This window comes from Pseudomonas sp. PDM28 (genome assembly GCF_019219115.1).
Taxonomy (GTDB): Bacteria; Pseudomonadota; Gammaproteobacteria; order Pseudomonadales; family Pseudomonadaceae; genus Aquipseudomonas; species Aquipseudomonas laurylsulfatiphila.
Genome location: NZ_JAHUWG010000005.1, coordinates 436670 through 452243 on the forward strand (window position 1 = coordinate 436670; position 15574 = coordinate 452243).

A 15574-nucleotide genomic window follows, 5' to 3' on the forward strand; every position below is an offset into this window, starting at 1 on the left:
TGGTGGACATCATAAGGGGCCGCCTTCGAAATGGGTAGTTCACAAAGGATCACCGGTGCCCGACCAAAGCCGACTGTTCGACCGAGCGCGGGCCTGTATACTTGCGGCCTATTTGAGGAGCGCTCCATGGTCGAAGATGTTGAACTGAACCGCCTCTTTTGGCACAGCCGCCGTGGCATGCTTGAGCTTGACGTGTTGCTGGTACCGTTCACGAAAGAGGTTTACGCAACGCTCAACGAGGTGGATCGCGCGTTGTACGTCCGACTGCTGACGTGTGAGGATCAGGACATGTTCGGCTGGTTCATGGAACGCAGCGAATCGGAAGATCCCGAACTGCAACGCATGGTTCGCATGATCCTGGATCGTGTCCAGCCCAAGTAATACGTTCGAATGCCGCTGGCATGCCTCACGGCAGTTGCTGGCGGCGTATCTGCTGGCCCAGCTGTTCGCGCTGGGTTCGTTGTTTTTACTGTCAATTCCGCTCTGGGCCAGCGCGCTCGGCGTCGTGCTGTGCGTGGCTCATGGCGTCTGGCTGTTGCCCCGGCAAATCTTGCTGACCCATCCGCAGGCCATTTGCGGCTTGCGGCGCGATGCCGATGGCTGGCAGTTGTGGAGTCGGGCCAAGGGTTGGCAGCCCGTCCAGCTGAGGCCGGACAGCCTGGCGCTGCCGTTGGTGGTGGTCTTGCGTTTCCGCCTGCGGGGCGAGCGCCGGGTCAGGGCCATTTGCGTGCCCCGGGATGCGCAGGCGGCGGATGTGCACCGACGCCTGCGGGTCCGGCTCAAATTCAGCCGACGTAGGTGGGCGGCACCAGAATAGTGTCCAGCGCGACCGGCAACAGGTCCGGGTAGTCGAGGGTGTAATGCAGGCCACGGCTTTCCTTGCGCTCCATGGCTGACAGAATCATCAGCTCGGCCACCTGGGCCAGGTTGCGCAGCTCGATCAAATCCCGGCTGACCTTGTAGTTGCTGTAGAACTCGTCGATTTCATCCAGCAACAGTTGCACGCGGTGTTGTGCCCGTTGCAGGCGCTTGTTGGTGCGCACGATGCCAACGTAGTCCCACATGAACCGCCGCAGCTCATCCCAGTTGTGCGCAATGATCACGTCTTCATCGGAATCGGTGACCTGGCTCGCATCCCAGGCGGGAAGGGGGGCGGGCATCGGAACCCGGGGCAACTGTTCGAGAATGTCCGTGGCCGCCGAGCGGGCATAAACGAAACATTCAAGCAGCGAGTTGCTGGCCATGCGGTTGGCGCCGTGCAGGCCGGTGAAACTGGTTTCGCCAATGGCGTACAGCCCCGGCACGTCGGTGCGGCCCTGTTGATCGACCATCACGCCACCGCAGGTGTAATGCGCCGCCGGGACCACCGGAATCGGCTGTTTGGTGATGTCGATGGAAAATTCCAGGCAGCGTTCGTACACCGTCGGGAAGTGCGTCTTGATGAAGGATTCGGGCTTGTGGCTGATGTCCAGATAGACGCAATCGATGCCCAGGCGCTTCATTTCATGGTCGATGGCCCGGGCGACGATGTCCCGTGGCGCCAGCTCTGCCCGTGGATCGAAGCGCTGCATGAAGCGCTCGCCGTTGGGCAGCTTGAGGTGGGCACCCTCGCCACGCAGGGCTTCGGTGATCAGGAAGCTCTTGGCTTGCGGGTGATACAGGCAGGTGGGGTGAAACTGGTTGAATTCCAGGTTCGCCACACGGCAGCCCGAGCGCCAGGCCATGGCGATGCCATCGCCGCAGGCACCGTCGGGGTTACTGGTGTACAGGTAAACCTTGGCCGCTCCCCCGGAGGCGAGGATCACAAAGCGGGCGCCATAGGTATCGACTTCGCCGGTGCCGCGATTGAGCACATAAGCACCGAGGCAGCGATCACCGTCGAGTCCCAGGCGTTTCTCGGTGATCAGGTCTACCGCAACCCGCTGTTCCAGCAGTTCGATGTTCGGCCGTTTCCTGGCCTGCTCGAGCAGGGTGGTGAAAATGGCAGCGCCCGTGGCATCGGCGGCGTGGATGATGCGCCGATGGCTGTGACCGCCTTCGCGGGTCAGGTGGAATTCGAACCCGCCATCTTCATTGCTCGAGTGTTCATCGCGGGTAAAGGGCACGCCCTGGTCGATCAGCCATTGAATGGCTTCCTTGCTGTGCTCGACGGTAAAGCGCACCGCGTCTTCATGGCACAGGCCGCCGCCGGCATTGAGGGTGTCATCGACATGGGATTCAACGGTATCGGTGTCGTCCAGCACGGCGGCAACGCCCCCCTGGGCCCAGAACGTCGAGCCATTGGCGAGGTTGCCTTTGCTCAATACGGCAATGCGCAAATGACCGGGCAAGGTCAGCGCAAGGCTCAAGCCGGCAGCACCGCTGCCAATTACCAGAACATCGTGTTGAAACTGTTGGCTCATTTCAGGATTCCGCTCAAAGCGACCCGGGTCGGGGGTGGCGCAGCTGGACTGGCGAGGTCAGGTCAGCCGCACAGCCCACTAGTATATAGAGGGGGGGGACGGCACAATACCCGAGCCAGCATGGCATTGTGAAACTACTGTGATGCAAAATGTCGGGCGCTTCGTCGGATGTTTTTCTGCCCGTTGCGCGCGAGAATGACTGTATCGCCGATTTAACAGTCTTTTTCGCTTCAGGGTTGCACAATGTCGGTTCGGCGCAGCTATAAATATTTGGAACTTTTGCCAAAGTGGCAAGATCAATAGACCGTTGCCTGAAACAAGGGACAGCGTCGGATTCAGTACGGGATTGCAACTCGATCCCTGGCGAAGAATCCGATGACAAGATTATTCGCGCAGCCGGGCCCACTCGCGCTGCGCTTTTCGTGCGTGCCAAATCAGAGCCCGCAGGAAACTTGCCTGGAGGGGGAGAACTTTTGCGAAAAGCCCGAGTCTATGTTTGCAAGTCTGGTGGTTTACTTCTGCAAGCCTCCTCCGAGCTCATCGAGGAGTGTTCATGCTAACCCAGGAAGAGGATCAGCAACTGGTCGAACGCGTTCAGCGCGGCGACAAGCGTGCTTTCGATCTGCTAGTGCTGAAATACCAGCACAAAATTCTCGGGTTGATCGTGCGTTTTGTGCACGACACCCATGAAGCCCAGGATGTGGCACAAGAAGCCTTTATCAAGGCATACCGTGCACTTGGAAATTTTCGCGGAGACAGCGCGTTTTATACGTGGCTTTACCGCATCGCCATTAACACGGCGAAAAACTATCTGGTTTCACGCGGCCGCCGGCCGCCGGATAGCGATGTCAGTTCCGAAGATGCAGAGTTCTACGATGGCGATCATGGCCTCAAGGATCTCGAGTCGCCAGAACGGGCTTTGCTGCGGGATGAGATCGAAGGCACCGTCCATCGAACCATTCAGCAACTGCCGGAAGATTTGCGTACGGCTTTAACTTTACGTGAGTTTGATGGTCTGAGTTACGAGGACATTGCGAGCGTCATGCAATGTCCGGTAGGCACCGTGCGCTCCCGGATTTTCCGCGCCCGGGAGGCCATCGACAAAGCCCTGCAGCCGTTGTTGCAGGAAAACTAAAGACAGCGGCGACAGCCAAGAGAGGAACGCCATGAGTCGTGAAGCCCTGCAGGAATCGCTGTCCGCAGTGATGGATAACGAAGCGGACGAATTGGAATTGCGTCGGGTATTGAATGCCTGCGACGATGTTGAAACCCGTGAAACCTGGGCTCGTTATCAGATCGCTCGGGCAGTGATGCACAAGGATCTGCTGCTTCCACGCCTGGACATCGCTGCGGCAGTTTCTGCTGCCCTGGCTGACGAAGCCTCACCGGCAAAAGCTTCCCGCGGTCCATGGCGCAGCCTGGGTCGTCTGGCGGTCGCAGCTTCTGTGACCCTGGCGGTACTGGCCGGTGTGCGTCTGTACAACCAGGATGAGATCGCCGGTGCCGAACTGGCCCAGCAATCCAGTCAACCCGCACTGGCCGTTCCTCAAGTAAAAGGCCCTGCTGTTCTGGCAGGCTACAATGAGAGTTCGGAAGCTACAGGCCCAATGGCCAATGGCGTTTTGCAAGGTCAGCCAGGCTGGCAGGATCAGCGTCTGCCAGGCTACTTGCGCCAACATGCACAACAGGCTGCACTGAAAGGTACTGAGAGCGCTCTGCCTTACGCTCGTGCGGCAAGTCTGGAAAACCGTTAAGGAGGATCATGCGCGCCATACCTCTACTTTCGCTTCTGCTCAGCGGCTGGTTCATCGTTCCAGCCCAAGCCGATGATGCCCAGGACTGGTTGACCCGCCTGGGCCAGGCAGAGCAGCAGCAAAGCTTTCAGGGTACTTTCGTCTACGAGCGTAACGGTAGTTTTTCTACCCATAACATCTGGCACCTCGTCCAGGATGGAAAGGTCCGCGAGCGATTGATCCAGCTCGACGGCTCCGCTCAGGAAGTCGTTCGCATTGATGGCCATACTCAATGCGTCAGCGGCACACTGATAGCAGGGCTGGGGGATTCCCCCAACTCCGCTGCCCGTGCACTCGATCCTCAAAAGCTCAAGAATTGGTATGACCTCGCCGTCATCGGCAAGTCGCGTGTCGCCGGGCGTTCGGCAGTGATCGTATCGCTGAAGCCCCGCGATCAACACCGTTACGGTTTTGAACTGCATCTGGACAAAGAAACCGGCCTGCCCCTGAAGTCTTTGTTATTGGACGACAAGGGGCGGTTGCTCGAGCGGTTCCAGTTCACGCAACTGGATACGGCCGACCTTCCTTCCGAAAAGGATCTGCAGGCCAGCAATGATTGCAAGCCGGTCAACCTCGACAGTGACAAGGCTTCTGCCGTCAAGACTGCCCAGGTCTGGCATTCCGACTGGTTGCCACCCGGCTTCGAGCTGACCAGCAGTACCGCTCGCAAGGATCCGCAGACCAAGACCCAGATCAATAGCCTGATGTATGACGATGGACTGGCGCGTTTTTCGGTATTCCTCGAACCGTTGAATGGCGCAACCGTCACCGACACCCGTACTCAGTTGGGGCCGACCGTTGCGGTTTCCCGGCGCTTGACCACGGCACAGGGCGACATGATGGTGACCGTCGTCGGCGAGATACCGGTCGGTACTGCTGAGCGGATAGCGCTTTCAATGCGCACCGACGCCACTGCAACCAAGCAGTGAGCTGAATTCGAAATGTTTCGTGAGCATTTCAGTTTGCAAAAATCCCGTAAATTTCTTATAGGTCAGAGCCCCTCGGCTCTGGCCTTGTTTGTTGTTCCCGGAACAAAAATACCGGCGTATTGTTCCCGGTGTTCCTTGCTCCATATCGCTTAACCCTGCTCGTCGTAACGGGAGCCGTATGTCGATACCACGCTTGAAGTCCTACCTTTCCATTATTGCCACCGTGCTGGTGCTCGGTCAGGCGGTCACCGCCCAAGCGGTCGAATTGCCTGACTTTACGCAACTGGTCGAACAGGCCTCGCCCGCGGTCGTGAACATCAGTACCACGCAAAAGCTGCCGGATCGCAAAGTCAGCCAGCAAATGCCCGACCTCGAAGGCCTGCCGCCAATGCTGCGCGAATTCTTCGAGCGGGGCATGCCACCGCAATCGCGTTCTCCTCGCGACCGTCAACGCGAGGCAACGTCCCTGGGTTCGGGTTTTATCATCTCGTCTGACGGCTACATCCTGACCAATAACCATGTGATCGCCGACGCGGACGAAATCCTCGTCCGTCTGGCCGATCGCAGCGAAATGAAGGCCAAGCTGGTCGGTACCGATCCACGCTCCGACGTGGCGCTGCTGAAAATCGAAGGCAAGGATCTGCCGGTGCTCAAGCTCGGTAAATCCCAGGACCTGAAGGCCGGCCAGTGGGTGGTTGCTATCGGTTCGCCGTTCGGCTTTGACCACACGGTGACCCAAGGCATCGTCAGCGCCGTCGGTCGCAGCCTGCCGAACGAAAACTATGTGCCATTCATTCAGACCGACGTGCCGATCAACCCGGGTAACTCGGGCGGCCCGCTGTTCAACCTGAACGGTGAAGTGGTCGGGATCAACTCGCAGATCTATACCCGCTCCGGTGGCTTCATGGGCGTGTCGTTTGCAATCCCGATCGACGTGGCCATGGATGTTTCCAATCAGCTGAAATCCGGTGGCAAGGTCAGCCGTGGCTGGCTGGGCGTGGTGATTCAGGAAGTGAGCAAGGATCTCGCCGAATCGTTCGGCCTGGAGAAACCAGCGGGTGCGCTGGTGGCTCAGATCCAGGATGATGGCCCGGCTGCCAAAGGTGGCCTGCAAGTCGGCGACGTGATCCTGAGCATGAACGGTCAGCCAATCGTCATGTCGGCCGACCTGCCGCACCTCGTTGGCGCATTGAAGGCTGGCGCCAAGGCCGATCTGGAAGTGATTCGTGACGGCAAGCGTAAAAATGTAGAGCTGATCGTCGGTGCCATTCCGGATGACGACAAGGACATGGGCGCCGAGCCAAAATCCAGCATCGAGCGCAGCAGCAATCGCCTCGGTGTTTCCGTGGTCGAACTGACTGACGACCAGAAGAAAACCTACGACCTCAAAGGTGGTGTGGTGATCAAGGAAGTGCAGGACGGTCCTGCCGCCATGATCGGCTTGCAGCCGGGTGATGTGATCACCCACCTGAACAACCAGGCCATCGGTTCCGCCAAGGAGTTCGCGGACATCGCCAAGGCGCTGCCAAAGAACCGCTCGGTGTCGATGCGGGTACTGCGTCAAGGTCGTGCGAGCTTCATCACCTTCAAACTGGCTGAATAACCCGGTTGATGGCTGAATAAAAAACCGCCTCGAAAGAGGCGGTTTTTTTATGTCCGGATTTTTTGTCTGCGAGGGCGTCAGCCCATCATGTCCTTGATCATGCGCTCCTGTTCCATCAGCTCGCGTTGCCGCGCGTCGATCCGCGAAGACAGCGGGAAGTTGCTGCCGGCCTTGCGTTTGGCGAAGTCCAGTTGCTGAATGGCCTGTTTGTAGTCCCCGACCAGGGCAAAGTATTCGGCGCGGGCCTGATGCAGGCCGATGATATTGCCCGACAGGCCACGCGTCTCGGCAACCTGATACCACACGTCCGGGTCATCCGGCCGTGACTTGAGCAGGCCTTCGAGGGCTTTCTCCGCATCTGCGGTGCGGTTTTGCTTGAGCAGCAGGTCGACGCGCATCTGGTTCAGCGGGTAGTTGCCAGGGTATTGAGTCATCAGGCGGTCAACCCGGGACTGGGCATCCGCCAGGCGATTGTTGGTGATGTCCAGATCGACCTGAGCGAGGTTGTAGATGATTTCGTTGGGTGCCTTGGCCAGCAACTGCTTGAGGTTTTCCCGGGCCTCATTCAGTTGGCCGCCCTTGATCTGGGCGATCGCCAGGCCGTAGCGCGCCACGTCGTTTTTCGGGTTCTCGTCGAGCTGGGCGCGGAAGCGCTTGGCGCCGAGCCCCGGGGTTTCTTCATAGATCAGCTGTACGCGTGCGCGGATCAGTTGGTAGCGCATGCTGTCTTCAACGCCACCCGTTGGAAACTGTTCGGCGCGGTTGCGGGTGTCGGCGATACGCGATTCGGTGACCGGGTGAGTCAGCAGGAACTCCGGTGGCTTGGCATCGTAGCGGTACTGACGCCCCAGGCGCTCGAACATGGTTGGCATCGAGCGGGGATCGTAACCGGCCTTTTCCAGATTGAGGAGGCCGATACGGTCGGCTTCCTGTTCGTTCTGGCGGGAGAATCGCCGCTGTTCCTGAATGGCTGCTGCCTGTGTGCCGGCAATGGCTGCAATCCCGGCGTCACCGCCACCTGCGGCTGCTACCACGATACCCGCCAACAATGCCGCCATCATCGGCACTTGCATGCGTTTTTGTGCTTCGATACCCCGGGCAAAGTGGCGTTGCGACAAGTGAGCCAGTTCGTGCGCCAGTACCGAGGCATATTCGCCTTCGGTCTGGGCATTGAGGAACAAGCCACCGTTGACCCCGACTATCCCACCCGGCGCCGCAAAGGCGTTGAGTTGCGGGCTGTTGATCAGGATGAACTCCAGGCGCCGGTCGGTGACCTGGCTGGTCTCCACCAGACGGTAAACGCTGGATTCCACGTAATCCTTGAGTTGCGGATCGTTGAGCTGCGAAACCTGGCTGCGCAACATGGCCAGCCATGCGCGGCCGAGCTGGTATTCCTGTTGTGGCGAGACAATGGCAGAACTGGCGTCGCCGAGTGACGGCAGGTCGTCGGCGAAGCCCGGTGAGGCGAGCAGGCAAGCGAGCGTCAGCAGGGTAGGGCGCAAAAATGTCATGCACAAAGCCTTAGTCGACAAAGACCTTACTGTAGCCGGACACCGGCGTTGCGACCAGATATTCTAGGCGTCTCAACCACCTGACCCGGAGTGATGCAATGACCGATGCTGTAGAGCATGACGTTGAACTGGACGCCAGCGGCCTGAATTGCCCGTTGCCATTGCTCAAGGCCAAGATGGAGCTCAACCGGCTGGCCAGTGGCGCGGTACTCAAGGTCATCGCCACCGATGCAGGTTCGCAGCGCGACTTTCGCACCTTTGCCCGATTGGCCGGTCATACCCTGCTTCGTGAAGAAGATGAGGCGGGTGTTTACCGCTACTGGTTGAAAAAAGCCTGAAGTCTGCAGCGTTTGCTCCTAAGGATTATTGATGTTCAAAGTGTTACGCGACTGGATTCAGCGCTATTTTTCCGATGAAGAAGCGGTGGTGCTGGCTGTCCTGCTGTTTCTGGCGTTCACCGCCGTATTGACCCTGGGCGGCATGCTGGCGCCGGTGCTCGCCGGGATGGTGCTGGCGTACCTGATGCAGGGGCTGGTGGTGACGCTTGAACGCCTGCGTGTGCCGGGCGGGGTCGCGGTGGGGCTGGTCTTTGCGTTGTTCATGGGGCTGTTGCTGGTATTTATCGTGGTGGTCGTGCCGTTGCTGTGGCATCAACTGATCACCTTGTTCAACGAGTTGCCCGGCATGCTCGCCAAGTGGCAGTCGCTGTTGCTGCTGTTGCCTGAGCGTTATCCGCATCTGGTGTCTGATGAGCAAGTACTGCAGGCCATCGAAGTGGCGCGCGGCGAAATCGGCAAGTTTGGTCAATGGGCACTGACGTTCTCGTTGTCGAGCCTGCCCTTGCTGGTGAACATCATGATCTACCTGGTGCTGGTACCGATCCTGGTGTTTTTCTTCCTCAAGGACCGGGCCATGATCGGCCAGTGGGTGCGCGGTTACCTGCCCCGTGAGCGGGCGCTGATTACCCGGGTCGCCCATGAGATGAACCGGCAGATCGCCAACTACATTCGCGGCAAGGTCATCGAAATCTTCATCTGTGGTGGTGTGACCTACATCGCCTTTGTCGTGCTTGAACTCAACTACGCGGCATTGCTGGCACTGCTGGTGGGGATTTCGGTGGTGGTGCCTTATGTCGGCGCCGTGGTGGTGACTGTGCCGGTGTTTCTGATTGCGCTGTTCCAGTGGGGCTGGAGCGATCAGTTCATCTACCTGATGGCGGTCTACGGAATCATCCAGACGCTCGATGGCAACGTGCTGGTGCCCTTGCTGTTCTCGGAGGCGGTCAACCTGCACCCGGTGGCGATCATCTGTGCAGTGCTGTTGTTTGGCGGGTTGTGGGGCTTCTGGGGGGTGTTCTTTGCGATTCCCCTGGCGACGCTGTTCAAGGCGGTGCTGGATGCCTGGCCGCGCAAGGAGCCGGAAGTGGCTCCGTTGCTTTAATTCTTCGGTGAGGCTGATGGCCTCTTCGCGAGCAGGCTCGCTCCCACATCAGATCGCGTCAGTCAAAACAACCCGGTCAACTGTGGGAGCGGGCTTGCCCGCGAAGGCGTCCGGATAGGCGCTATATGAATCAGGCTTTGTCGAGGGCCTGAGCCGCCGCCAAAACAGCATCCACATGCCCCGGCACCTTCACACCACGCCATTCCTGACGCAGCACGCCATTCTTGTCGATCAGGAACGTGCTGCGATCCACGCCCATGTATTCCTTGCCATACAGCTTTTTCAGCTTGATCACGTCGAACAGCTGGCAGATGGCTTCGTCCTTGTCGCTGATCAGCTCAAAGGGGAATTCCTGTTTGCACTTGAAGTTCTCGTGGGATTTCAGGCTGTCGCGAGACACACCGAACACTTCGGTATTGGCGGCCTTGAACGCAGAATACTGATCACGAAAGCCCTGGCCCTCGGTGGTGCAGCCCGGCGTGCTGTCCTTCGGATAGAAGTAGATCACCACCTGCTTGCCCTTCAGGCCTGCGAGGCTGACGGTCTGCCCGCTGGTGGCGGGGGCTTCGAAATCGGCAACCGGTTGGTCGATGGCAACGGCCATGAAAGCTTCCTTACATTGGGTTCTGTGGGCGCCAGGGTTCGATCAGGGCATCGAGGTTCAGCGCGTCGGCGAAATCCAGGAACTGATCGCGCAGCCAGCTGATCTGCACACCGGCCGGCAAGGTCACGGTAAACGTGGCGTTGAGCATGGTGCCGCCGGTCTGCGGAGCCTGATAGGTGTCGCAGGTCAGGTTCTCCAGCTCGACATTGTGGTCCATGAAGAACTGGCACAGCTCGTTGATGATGTCCGAGCGGTAGGCCGAGCTGACATAAGCGACGTACGGCAGGGCCTGGGGGCGGTTTTCCAGGGCGGCGCTGCGCACCACGTTCACCGTGAACGCATGCCGCTTGGCCAGCACCGGCAGGCTGCCTTCCAGGCGCGCCAGGGCATCCCAGCTACCGGAGATTTCCAGCACCAGGGCACTGCATTCGCCATGACGGGTCAGGCGAGAGGTGACAACGGCGCAGCGGTTTTCATGGCTGGCGCGGCACAGGACGTTGGTCAGCTCCATGGGGTTGGCGCCGAGGGCACTGATAACAAGGAATTGTTCGCGAACTGTGGGGGTGGACATGCAGCATTCCTAAAGCGATGAGCGGTCGGTACGTCTAAGGGCTGATTGGTCGGGAGCGAGCCTGCGGATGCGAACTCAGAAAGTCCCCAGTGACAGGTTGCGAACAGGCTCCGCCGGAGCGGGAGCGAGACGTGGCAACGCTGGATCAGGACTTGTGATGCCGAAAATGGAGGCTGAAACCCGACGGACGAGCTTGTCTGTAACGATCAAAGTCTGAAGGGTAGCGAAAACCGGCGCCAAGGGGAATGGCGGCAGCACAGTACTTCGCTTGTGCAAGCAACTTGGCGCCAGTACCATTACGGCTCTCTTTTTCCGGCAGGAGCGGTTTCATGATTGCGGGCAGTATGGTGGCACTGGTCACTCCCATGGATGCACAGGGGCGTCTTGACTGGGACAGCCTCAGCAAACTCGTGGACTTCCACCTTGAAAACGGCACCCATGCCATTGTCGCCGTCGGTACCACCGGCGAATCGGCAACCCTTGATGTCGATGAACATATCGCCGTCATCAAAGCGGTAGTCAAGCAGGTCAATGGTCGCATTCCGGTGATTGCCGGTACCGGCGCCAATTCGACCCGCGAAGCCGTCGAGTTGACCCGCAATGCCAAGGAAGCCGGCGCCGATGCCTGCCTGCTGGTCGTGCCGTACTACAACAAGCCGACCCAGGAAGGCCTGTACCTGCACTTCAAGCACATCGCCGAAGCGGTCGATATCCCGCAGATTCTCTATAACGTGCCAGGCCGCACCTCCTGCGACATGCAGGCCGAGACCGTGATCCGCCTGTCGACCGTGCCGAACATCATCGGTATCAAGGAAGCGACCGGCGACCTCAAGCGCGCCAAGGCTATCCTCGATGGCGTCAGCAAGGACTTCATCGTGCTGTCCGGCGATGATCCGACCGCGGTCGAGCTGATCCTGATGGGCGGCAAGGGCAACATCTCCGTCACCGCCAACGTCGCGCCCCGTGAAATGGCCGACCTGTGCGAGGCCGCCCTCAAGGGTGATGCCGAGACTGCACGGGCAATCAACGAAAAACTGATGCCGCTGCACAAGGACCTGTTCATCGAAGCCAACCCGATTCCGGTGAAGTGGGCTTTGGTCGAAATGGGCCTGATGCACGAAGGCATTCGCCTGCCGCTGACCTGGCTGAGCGCACCTTGTCACGAAACGCTCCGCACGGCCCTGCGCCAGTGCAGCGTCCTGGTTTAATTGAGGAAGTACAACGCATGAAGCGAATGGCCGGACTTTCCGCACTTGCCTTGATTATCTCCAGCACCAGTGGCTGCGGATGGATCTGGGGCCCGGAAGGTTATTTCCGTGACCGTGGTAGCGATTACCTGGAAGCGCAACAGACTGCACCGATGCAAATTCCGCCGGATATCCATACCGCCAAGCGTCTGGATCCGCTGTTGCCGATCCCGCGCAACGTGGCCGATGACACCGCCACGGGCGAATACGTCGTTCCTCGTCCCCAGCCGCTGACGGCGGCTGCCGATGCCAGTCCCTATTCGCTGCAGAAGAGCGGCGGCACCAGCTCCATCCTGGCGCAGAACCCGCCTGCCGAAATCTGGCCTGTGGCCGTTCAATTCTTCCAGGACAACGGTTTCCGTCTGGATGAACAGCGCCCGCAAACCGGCGAATTCACCACGACTTGGCAGCATTCCGATGAACTGTCTGCGGCCATGGCCAAGCGCCTGAGTGCGGCCGGTGTCAGCACCGACAGCGAAACCCGCGTGCGGGTGCGCATCGAGCCGGGCGTGCAGCGCAACACCAGTGAAGTCTACGTGGTCAGCGCCGAGCGTCCTGCCGGCAGCACCGCCGATGTCGAGTTCACCAACCGTTCGGTCAACACTGGCCTGGACGCGGCACTGGTCGACGACATGCTCGCGAGCATGAGCCGTATCTCGGAGAAGGGCGGTTCGGTCTCCATGCTGGCTTCGCGTGATTTCGACGCGCCCAGCCGTGTCAGCCTGAGTGAAGATGGCAGCGGCAACCCTGTACTGAACGTCGGTACCGACCTTGACCGTGCCTGGTCGAGCGTAGGTCGTGCGCTGGAGCAAGGCGAATGGCGCGTTGAAGACATCAACCGCAGCCTGGGCCTGTACTACATCAACCTGGCCGAAAAAGCCGAGAACAAAGACGACAAGCCAGGCTTCCTCAGCAGCCTGTTCGGCACTGCGCCGAGCAAGGAAGAGCTTGAAGCCCGTGCCGAGCGTTATCAGGTTCGCCTGAGCAAGGTTGGCGAGAACGTCCAGGTCACCGTTGAGAAGAACATCAACACCGTGGCGCCGGCAGATGTGGCGCGTAAAGTGTTGAGCAAGATTCAAGACAACCTGGGCTGATCCTATGCGTTTTGCCGTTCTCGGCAGCGGCAGTCAAGGGAACGGCACGCTGATAGCCAGCGCTGATACGTACGTGCTGGTGGATTGTGGTTTTTCCCTGCGGGAAACCGAAAAACGCCTGCTGCGCCTGGGTGTGAACCCTGCGCAGCTGAGCGCGATACTCGTGACCCACGAACATGCCGACCACGTGCATGGCGTGGGTTTGCTGTCTCGGCGCTACAATCTGCCTGTCTACCTCAGTCGCGGGACCTTGCGCGGGATGCGCAAACCGATTGAACCCGCAGGCTTTCTGGCCGGCGGCGAGCAGTTGCAAATCGGCGACTTGAGCATCGGTGTCATTGCCGTGGCCCACGATGCACAGGAACCGACGCAGTATGTCTTCAGTGACGGTTTACGGCGTTTCGGCCTGTTGACCGACCTGGGCTCCTATTGCGACAGGGTGCTGGACGGTTACCGGGACCTCGATGCATTGATGATCGAGTCCAACCATTGCAGGGACATGCTGGCTCGCGGTCATTACCCGTACTTTCTCAAGCAGCGGGTGGGCGGTGAACTGGGACATTTGAACAACCATCAGGCGGCATTCCTGGTGGCCGAGCTGGGCTGGAAGGACCTGCAACACCTGGTCCTGGCCCATCTGAGCAGCAAGAACAACCTGCCGCAGCTGGCCCGGCAATGTTTTGTCGACACCCTCGGGTGCGACCCGGACTGGCTGCAACTGGCCGATCAAGATTCAGGGCTCGACTGGCGTCACATCGCCTAGCCCATCTACTTAGCAAGCGGAGCCCATCATGGAAAAACGTGAAGAACTCTACCGCGGCAAAGCCAAGTCGGTTTACAAGACCGACGACGCTAACCGTTTGATCCTGCTGTTTCGCAACGACACTTCGGCGTTCGACGGCAAGCGTATCGAACAGCTCGACCGCAAGGGCATGGTGAACAACAAGTTCAACGCCTTCATCATGCAGAAGCTCGAAGCGGCCGGCGTGCCGACCCAGTTCGACAAACTGCTGGGCGACAACGAATGCCTGGTGAAGAAGCTGGACATGATCCCGGTCGAGTGCGTCGTGCGTAACTACGCCGCTGGCAGCCTGGTCAAGCGCCTGGGTGTCGAGGAGGGCATGAAGCTCAACCCTTACACCTTCGAACTGTTCCTGAAGGACGACGCCAAGGGCGACCCGTTCATCAACGAATCCCACGTCGTGGCTTTCGGTTGGGGCACCGCCGAGCAACTGGTTCGTATGAAAGAGCTGTCGCTCAAGGTCAACGAAGTCCTGAGCAAGCTCTTCGACGACGCCGGCCTGCTGCTGGTCGACTTCAAGCTGGAATTCGGCGTGTTCCACGATGGTTCCATCGTGCTGGGCGACGAGTTCAGCCCGGACGGCTGCCGTCTGTGGGACAAGGCTACCGGCAAGAAAATGGACAAGGACCGCTTCCGTCAGGGCCTCGGTGACGTCATCGAAGCCTACGAAGAAGTCGCCAATCGTCTGGGCGTACCGCTTTAACCGACGCAAGCATCTGAAAGCACAGAAATATTTCGCTTAGGGGGTTCGCTTCCGGCGAAAGTGTTGTTATGATGCGCGCCGTTGGAGAGATGCCAGAGTGGCCGAATGGGACGGATTCGAAATCCGTTGTACCTTCACCGGTACCTAGGGTTCGAATCCCTATCTCTCCGCCATTACATTGAAAAAGCCCCGTAGCTGAAAAGTTACGGGGCTTTTTCGTTTCTGAAAATTTTTCAGTGACTATTGCTGCCAACATCCTGTCCCCGAATCCATTGTGCGTCCTGTCATTCAGGGGCTGCGGTGCGAAATATCCCCTGACATTGAAAGTAATCACCCAGGAAACTCCTCCTTTACGCTGCTTGCGCAGGCCACTGACCTGCAATCACCGGCAATCGCATGGAGCGAGCAATGTATTTTGAAATTTACAGGCAAATCCGCGGCACCGTTCTGACTGGCAAGAGCCAATGGCGATGGCGGTTAAGGGCGGGGAATCATGAAACGATTGCCAGCGGGGAGGCTTACGTCAACAAGGCCGATTGCCTGCATGCAATCAATTTGATCAAGGGGACCTGTGAGCAGACCCCGATCAAGGAAATCCAGTTTGAGGGTGGTGAAGCTGCTCGTTGAGAGCAGCTTCGTTTCAATCCGGCTTATGGCTGGGAATGACCGAGTTTTCTCTTGATCAGTTCGTAGACGTCCTTGTGGGTGGAGTTGTGCAGGGATTTGTCCTTGCAGGCCGAGGCGAGGAACGTTTTGACTTCATCCCTTGCGTGCGGGTACAAGCCGGCGACGTAGTCGGCTTCGTGGGGCTGGGTACAGTTGAAGTGCTTGTCGTCTTTGGCTTTGTCTCTGGCCATGGTGCCGCTCCTTTTGAT

Annotated in this window: 18 protein-coding genes and 1 tRNA gene; 14 read left to right on the forward strand and 5 right to left on the reverse strand. The window is 59.0% G+C overall.

Translation table 11 applies throughout. The annotated features are described in order from the left end of the window. Window positions 1-126: 126 nt before the first annotated feature. On the forward strand, window positions 127-381 hold the full coding sequence (locus KW841_RS14020; RefSeq protein ID WP_007979797.1) for a succinate dehydrogenase assembly factor 2: 255 nt from the start codon (window positions 127-129) through the stop codon (window positions 379-381). After that, on the forward strand, window positions 365-817 hold the full coding sequence (locus tag KW841_RS14025; protein ID WP_218477028.1) for a protein YgfX: 453 nt from the start codon (window positions 365-367) through the stop codon (window positions 815-817). Before KW841_RS14020 ends, KW841_RS14025 begins: the two co-directional genes overlap by 17 nt. On the opposite strand, the gene nadB is transcribed toward KW841_RS14025, so the two are convergent. Beyond that, window positions 786-2402 (reverse strand): L-aspartate oxidase, encoded by a 1617-nt coding sequence (nadB, locus tag KW841_RS14030; RefSeq protein WP_218477030.1) that lies wholly within the window; start codon window positions 2400-2402, stop codon window positions 786-788. The two genes, KW841_RS14025 and nadB, sit on opposite strands and share 32 nt — an antisense overlap. 553 nt (window positions 2403-2955) lie before the next feature. Here nadB and rpoE point away from each other — a divergent pair. The 4 genes from rpoE to KW841_RS14050 all read left to right on the forward strand — a co-directional run bounded on the left by rpoE (window position 2956) and on the right by KW841_RS14050 (window position 6727). Then, window positions 2956-3537, forward strand: a complete 582-nt coding sequence (gene rpoE / locus KW841_RS14035) for an RNA polymerase sigma factor RpoE (RefSeq protein ID WP_003172477.1) — start codon at window positions 2956-2958, stop codon at window positions 3535-3537. A 31-nt stretch (window positions 3538-3568) separates the two neighbouring features. After that, on the forward strand, window positions 3569-4156 hold the full coding sequence (locus tag KW841_RS14040; protein WP_007979790.1) for a sigma-E factor negative regulatory protein: 588 nt from the start codon (window positions 3569-3571) through the stop codon (window positions 4154-4156). Window positions 4157-4164: 8 nt separating this feature from the next. Next, a complete protein-coding gene (locus KW841_RS14045; protein WP_218477041.1) occupies window positions 4165-5124 on the forward strand; it encodes a MucB/RseB C-terminal domain-containing protein in 960 nt (319 codons plus the stop codon). 178 nt (window positions 5125-5302) lie between these two features. Beyond that, window positions 5303-6727, forward strand: coding sequence for a DegQ family serine endoprotease (locus tag KW841_RS14050; RefSeq protein WP_007979787.1), 1425 nt, complete (start codon window positions 5303-5305; stop codon window positions 6725-6727). Between the two features lie 77 nt (window positions 6728-6804). On the opposite strand, the gene KW841_RS14055 is transcribed toward KW841_RS14050, so the two are convergent. Further along, window positions 6805-8238, reverse strand: coding sequence for a M48 family metalloprotease (locus KW841_RS14055; RefSeq protein ID WP_218477043.1), 1434 nt, complete (start codon window positions 8236-8238; stop codon window positions 6805-6807). Window positions 8239-8336: 98 nt separating this feature from the next. Between KW841_RS14055 and KW841_RS14060 the strand changes: the two genes are divergently transcribed. Together KW841_RS14060 and KW841_RS14065 are read left to right on the forward strand one after the other, a co-directional pair. Beyond that, a complete protein-coding gene (locus tag KW841_RS14060) occupies window positions 8337-8576 on the forward strand; it encodes a sulfurtransferase TusA family protein (protein ID WP_007979782.1) in 240 nt (79 codons plus the stop codon). 31 nt (window positions 8577-8607) lie between these two features. Then, on the forward strand, window positions 8608-9678 hold the full coding sequence (locus KW841_RS14065; RefSeq protein WP_007979780.1) for an AI-2E family transporter: 1071 nt from the start codon (window positions 8608-8610) through the stop codon (window positions 9676-9678). Between the two features lie 130 nt (window positions 9679-9808). Here the strand turns inward: KW841_RS14065 and KW841_RS14070 are convergent, their stop codons facing one another. Next, the gene (locus KW841_RS14070) at window positions 9809-10282 is read right to left on the reverse strand and encodes a peroxiredoxin (protein ID WP_218477045.1); all 474 of its coding nucleotides are present in this window, start codon (window positions 10280-10282) and stop codon (window positions 9809-9811) included. Window positions 10283-10292: 10 nt separating this feature from the next. After that, window positions 10293-10853 carry a glycine cleavage system protein R gene (locus KW841_RS14075; RefSeq protein WP_007979776.1) on the reverse strand — a complete coding sequence of 187 codons (561 nt, stop codon included), beginning with the start codon at window positions 10851-10853 and terminating at the stop codon, window positions 10293-10295. A 329-nt stretch (window positions 10854-11182) separates the two neighbouring features. Between KW841_RS14075 and dapA the strand changes: the two genes are divergently transcribed. The 6 genes from dapA (at window position 11183) to KW841_RS14105 (ending at window position 15326) form a co-directional block, all read left to right on the forward strand. Further along, window positions 11183-12061: a 4-hydroxy-tetrahydrodipicolinate synthase gene (dapA, locus tag KW841_RS14080; RefSeq protein WP_007979774.1), complete on the forward strand. Its 879-nt coding sequence runs from the start codon at window positions 11183-11185 to the stop codon at window positions 12059-12061. A gap of 17 nt (window positions 12062-12078) precedes the next feature. Continuing rightward, window positions 12079-13194: an outer membrane protein assembly factor BamC gene (gene bamC, locus KW841_RS14085; RefSeq protein WP_218477047.1), complete on the forward strand. Its 1116-nt coding sequence runs from the start codon at window positions 12079-12081 to the stop codon at window positions 13192-13194. Window positions 13195-13198: 4 nt separating this feature from the next. Continuing rightward, window positions 13199-13957 carry an MBL fold metallo-hydrolase gene (locus KW841_RS14090; protein WP_007979770.1) on the forward strand — a complete coding sequence of 253 codons (759 nt, stop codon included), beginning with the start codon at window positions 13199-13201 and terminating at the stop codon, window positions 13955-13957. A gap of 28 nt (window positions 13958-13985) precedes the next feature. Further along, window positions 13986-14699 carry a phosphoribosylaminoimidazolesuccinocarboxamide synthase gene (gene purC, locus KW841_RS14095; protein WP_007944067.1) on the forward strand — a complete coding sequence of 238 codons (714 nt, stop codon included), beginning with the start codon at window positions 13986-13988 and terminating at the stop codon, window positions 14697-14699. Between the two features lie 83 nt (window positions 14700-14782). Beyond that, a tRNA-Ser gene (locus tag KW841_RS14100) sits at window positions 14783-14872 on the forward strand. A 235-nt stretch (window positions 14873-15107) separates the two neighbouring features. After that, entirely contained in the window at window positions 15108-15326 is a 219-nt protein-coding gene (locus KW841_RS14105) for a DUF1508 domain-containing protein (protein ID WP_218477049.1), read from the forward strand. Between the two features lie 23 nt (window positions 15327-15349). Here KW841_RS14105 and KW841_RS14110 read toward each other — a convergent pair whose 3' ends face one another. Continuing rightward, entirely contained in the window at window positions 15350-15556 is a 207-nt protein-coding gene (locus KW841_RS14110) for a hypothetical protein (RefSeq protein ID WP_217837472.1), read from the reverse strand. Between the last annotated feature and the right edge of the window lie 18 nt (window positions 15557-15574).

Coding starts and splice junctions, on each gene's coding strand:
- KW841_RS14065 (WP_007979780.1), top strand. CDS start 8,608: ATGTTCAAAGTGTTACGCGACTGGATTCAGCGCTATTTTTCCGATGAA.
- KW841_RS14055 (WP_218477043.1), bottom strand. CDS start 8,238: ATGACATTTTTGCGCCCTACCCTGCTGACGCTCGCTTGCCTGCTCGCC.
- rpoE (WP_003172477.1), top strand. CDS start 2,956: ATGCTAACCCAGGAAGAGGATCAGCAACTGGTCGAACGCGTTCAGCGC.
- dapA (WP_007979774.1), top strand. CDS start 11,183: ATGATTGCGGGCAGTATGGTGGCACTGGTCACTCCCATGGATGCACAG.
- KW841_RS14075 (WP_007979776.1), bottom strand. CDS start 10,853: ATGTCCACCCCCACAGTTCGCGAACAATTCCTTGTTATCAGTGCCCTC.
- KW841_RS14060 (WP_007979782.1), top strand. CDS start 8,337: ATGACCGATGCTGTAGAGCATGACGTTGAACTGGACGCCAGCGGCCTG.
- KW841_RS14070 (WP_218477045.1), bottom strand. CDS start 10,282: ATGGCCGTTGCCATCGACCAACCGGTTGCCGATTTCGAAGCCCCCGCC.
- KW841_RS14045 (WP_218477041.1), top strand. CDS start 4,165: ATGCGCGCCATACCTCTACTTTCGCTTCTGCTCAGCGGCTGGTTCATC.
- bamC (WP_218477047.1), top strand. CDS start 12,079: ATGAAGCGAATGGCCGGACTTTCCGCACTTGCCTTGATTATCTCCAGC.
- KW841_RS14105 (WP_218477049.1), top strand. CDS start 15,108: ATGTATTTTGAAATTTACAGGCAAATCCGCGGCACCGTTCTGACTGGC.
- KW841_RS14110 (WP_217837472.1), bottom strand. CDS start 15,556: ATGGCCAGAGACAAAGCCAAAGACGACAAGCACTTCAACTGTACCCAG.
- purC (WP_007944067.1), top strand. CDS start 13,986: ATGGAAAAACGTGAAGAACTCTACCGCGGCAAAGCCAAGTCGGTTTAC.
- KW841_RS14040 (WP_007979790.1), top strand. CDS start 3,569: ATGAGTCGTGAAGCCCTGCAGGAATCGCTGTCCGCAGTGATGGATAAC.
- KW841_RS14050 (WP_007979787.1), top strand. CDS start 5,303: ATGTCGATACCACGCTTGAAGTCCTACCTTTCCATTATTGCCACCGTG.
- KW841_RS14020 (WP_007979797.1), top strand. CDS start 127: ATGGTCGAAGATGTTGAACTGAACCGCCTCTTTTGGCACAGCCGCCGT.
- KW841_RS14090 (WP_007979770.1), top strand. CDS start 13,199: ATGCGTTTTGCCGTTCTCGGCAGCGGCAGTCAAGGGAACGGCACGCTG.
- nadB (WP_218477030.1), bottom strand. CDS start 2,402: ATGAGCCAACAGTTTCAACACGATGTTCTGGTAATTGGCAGCGGTGCT.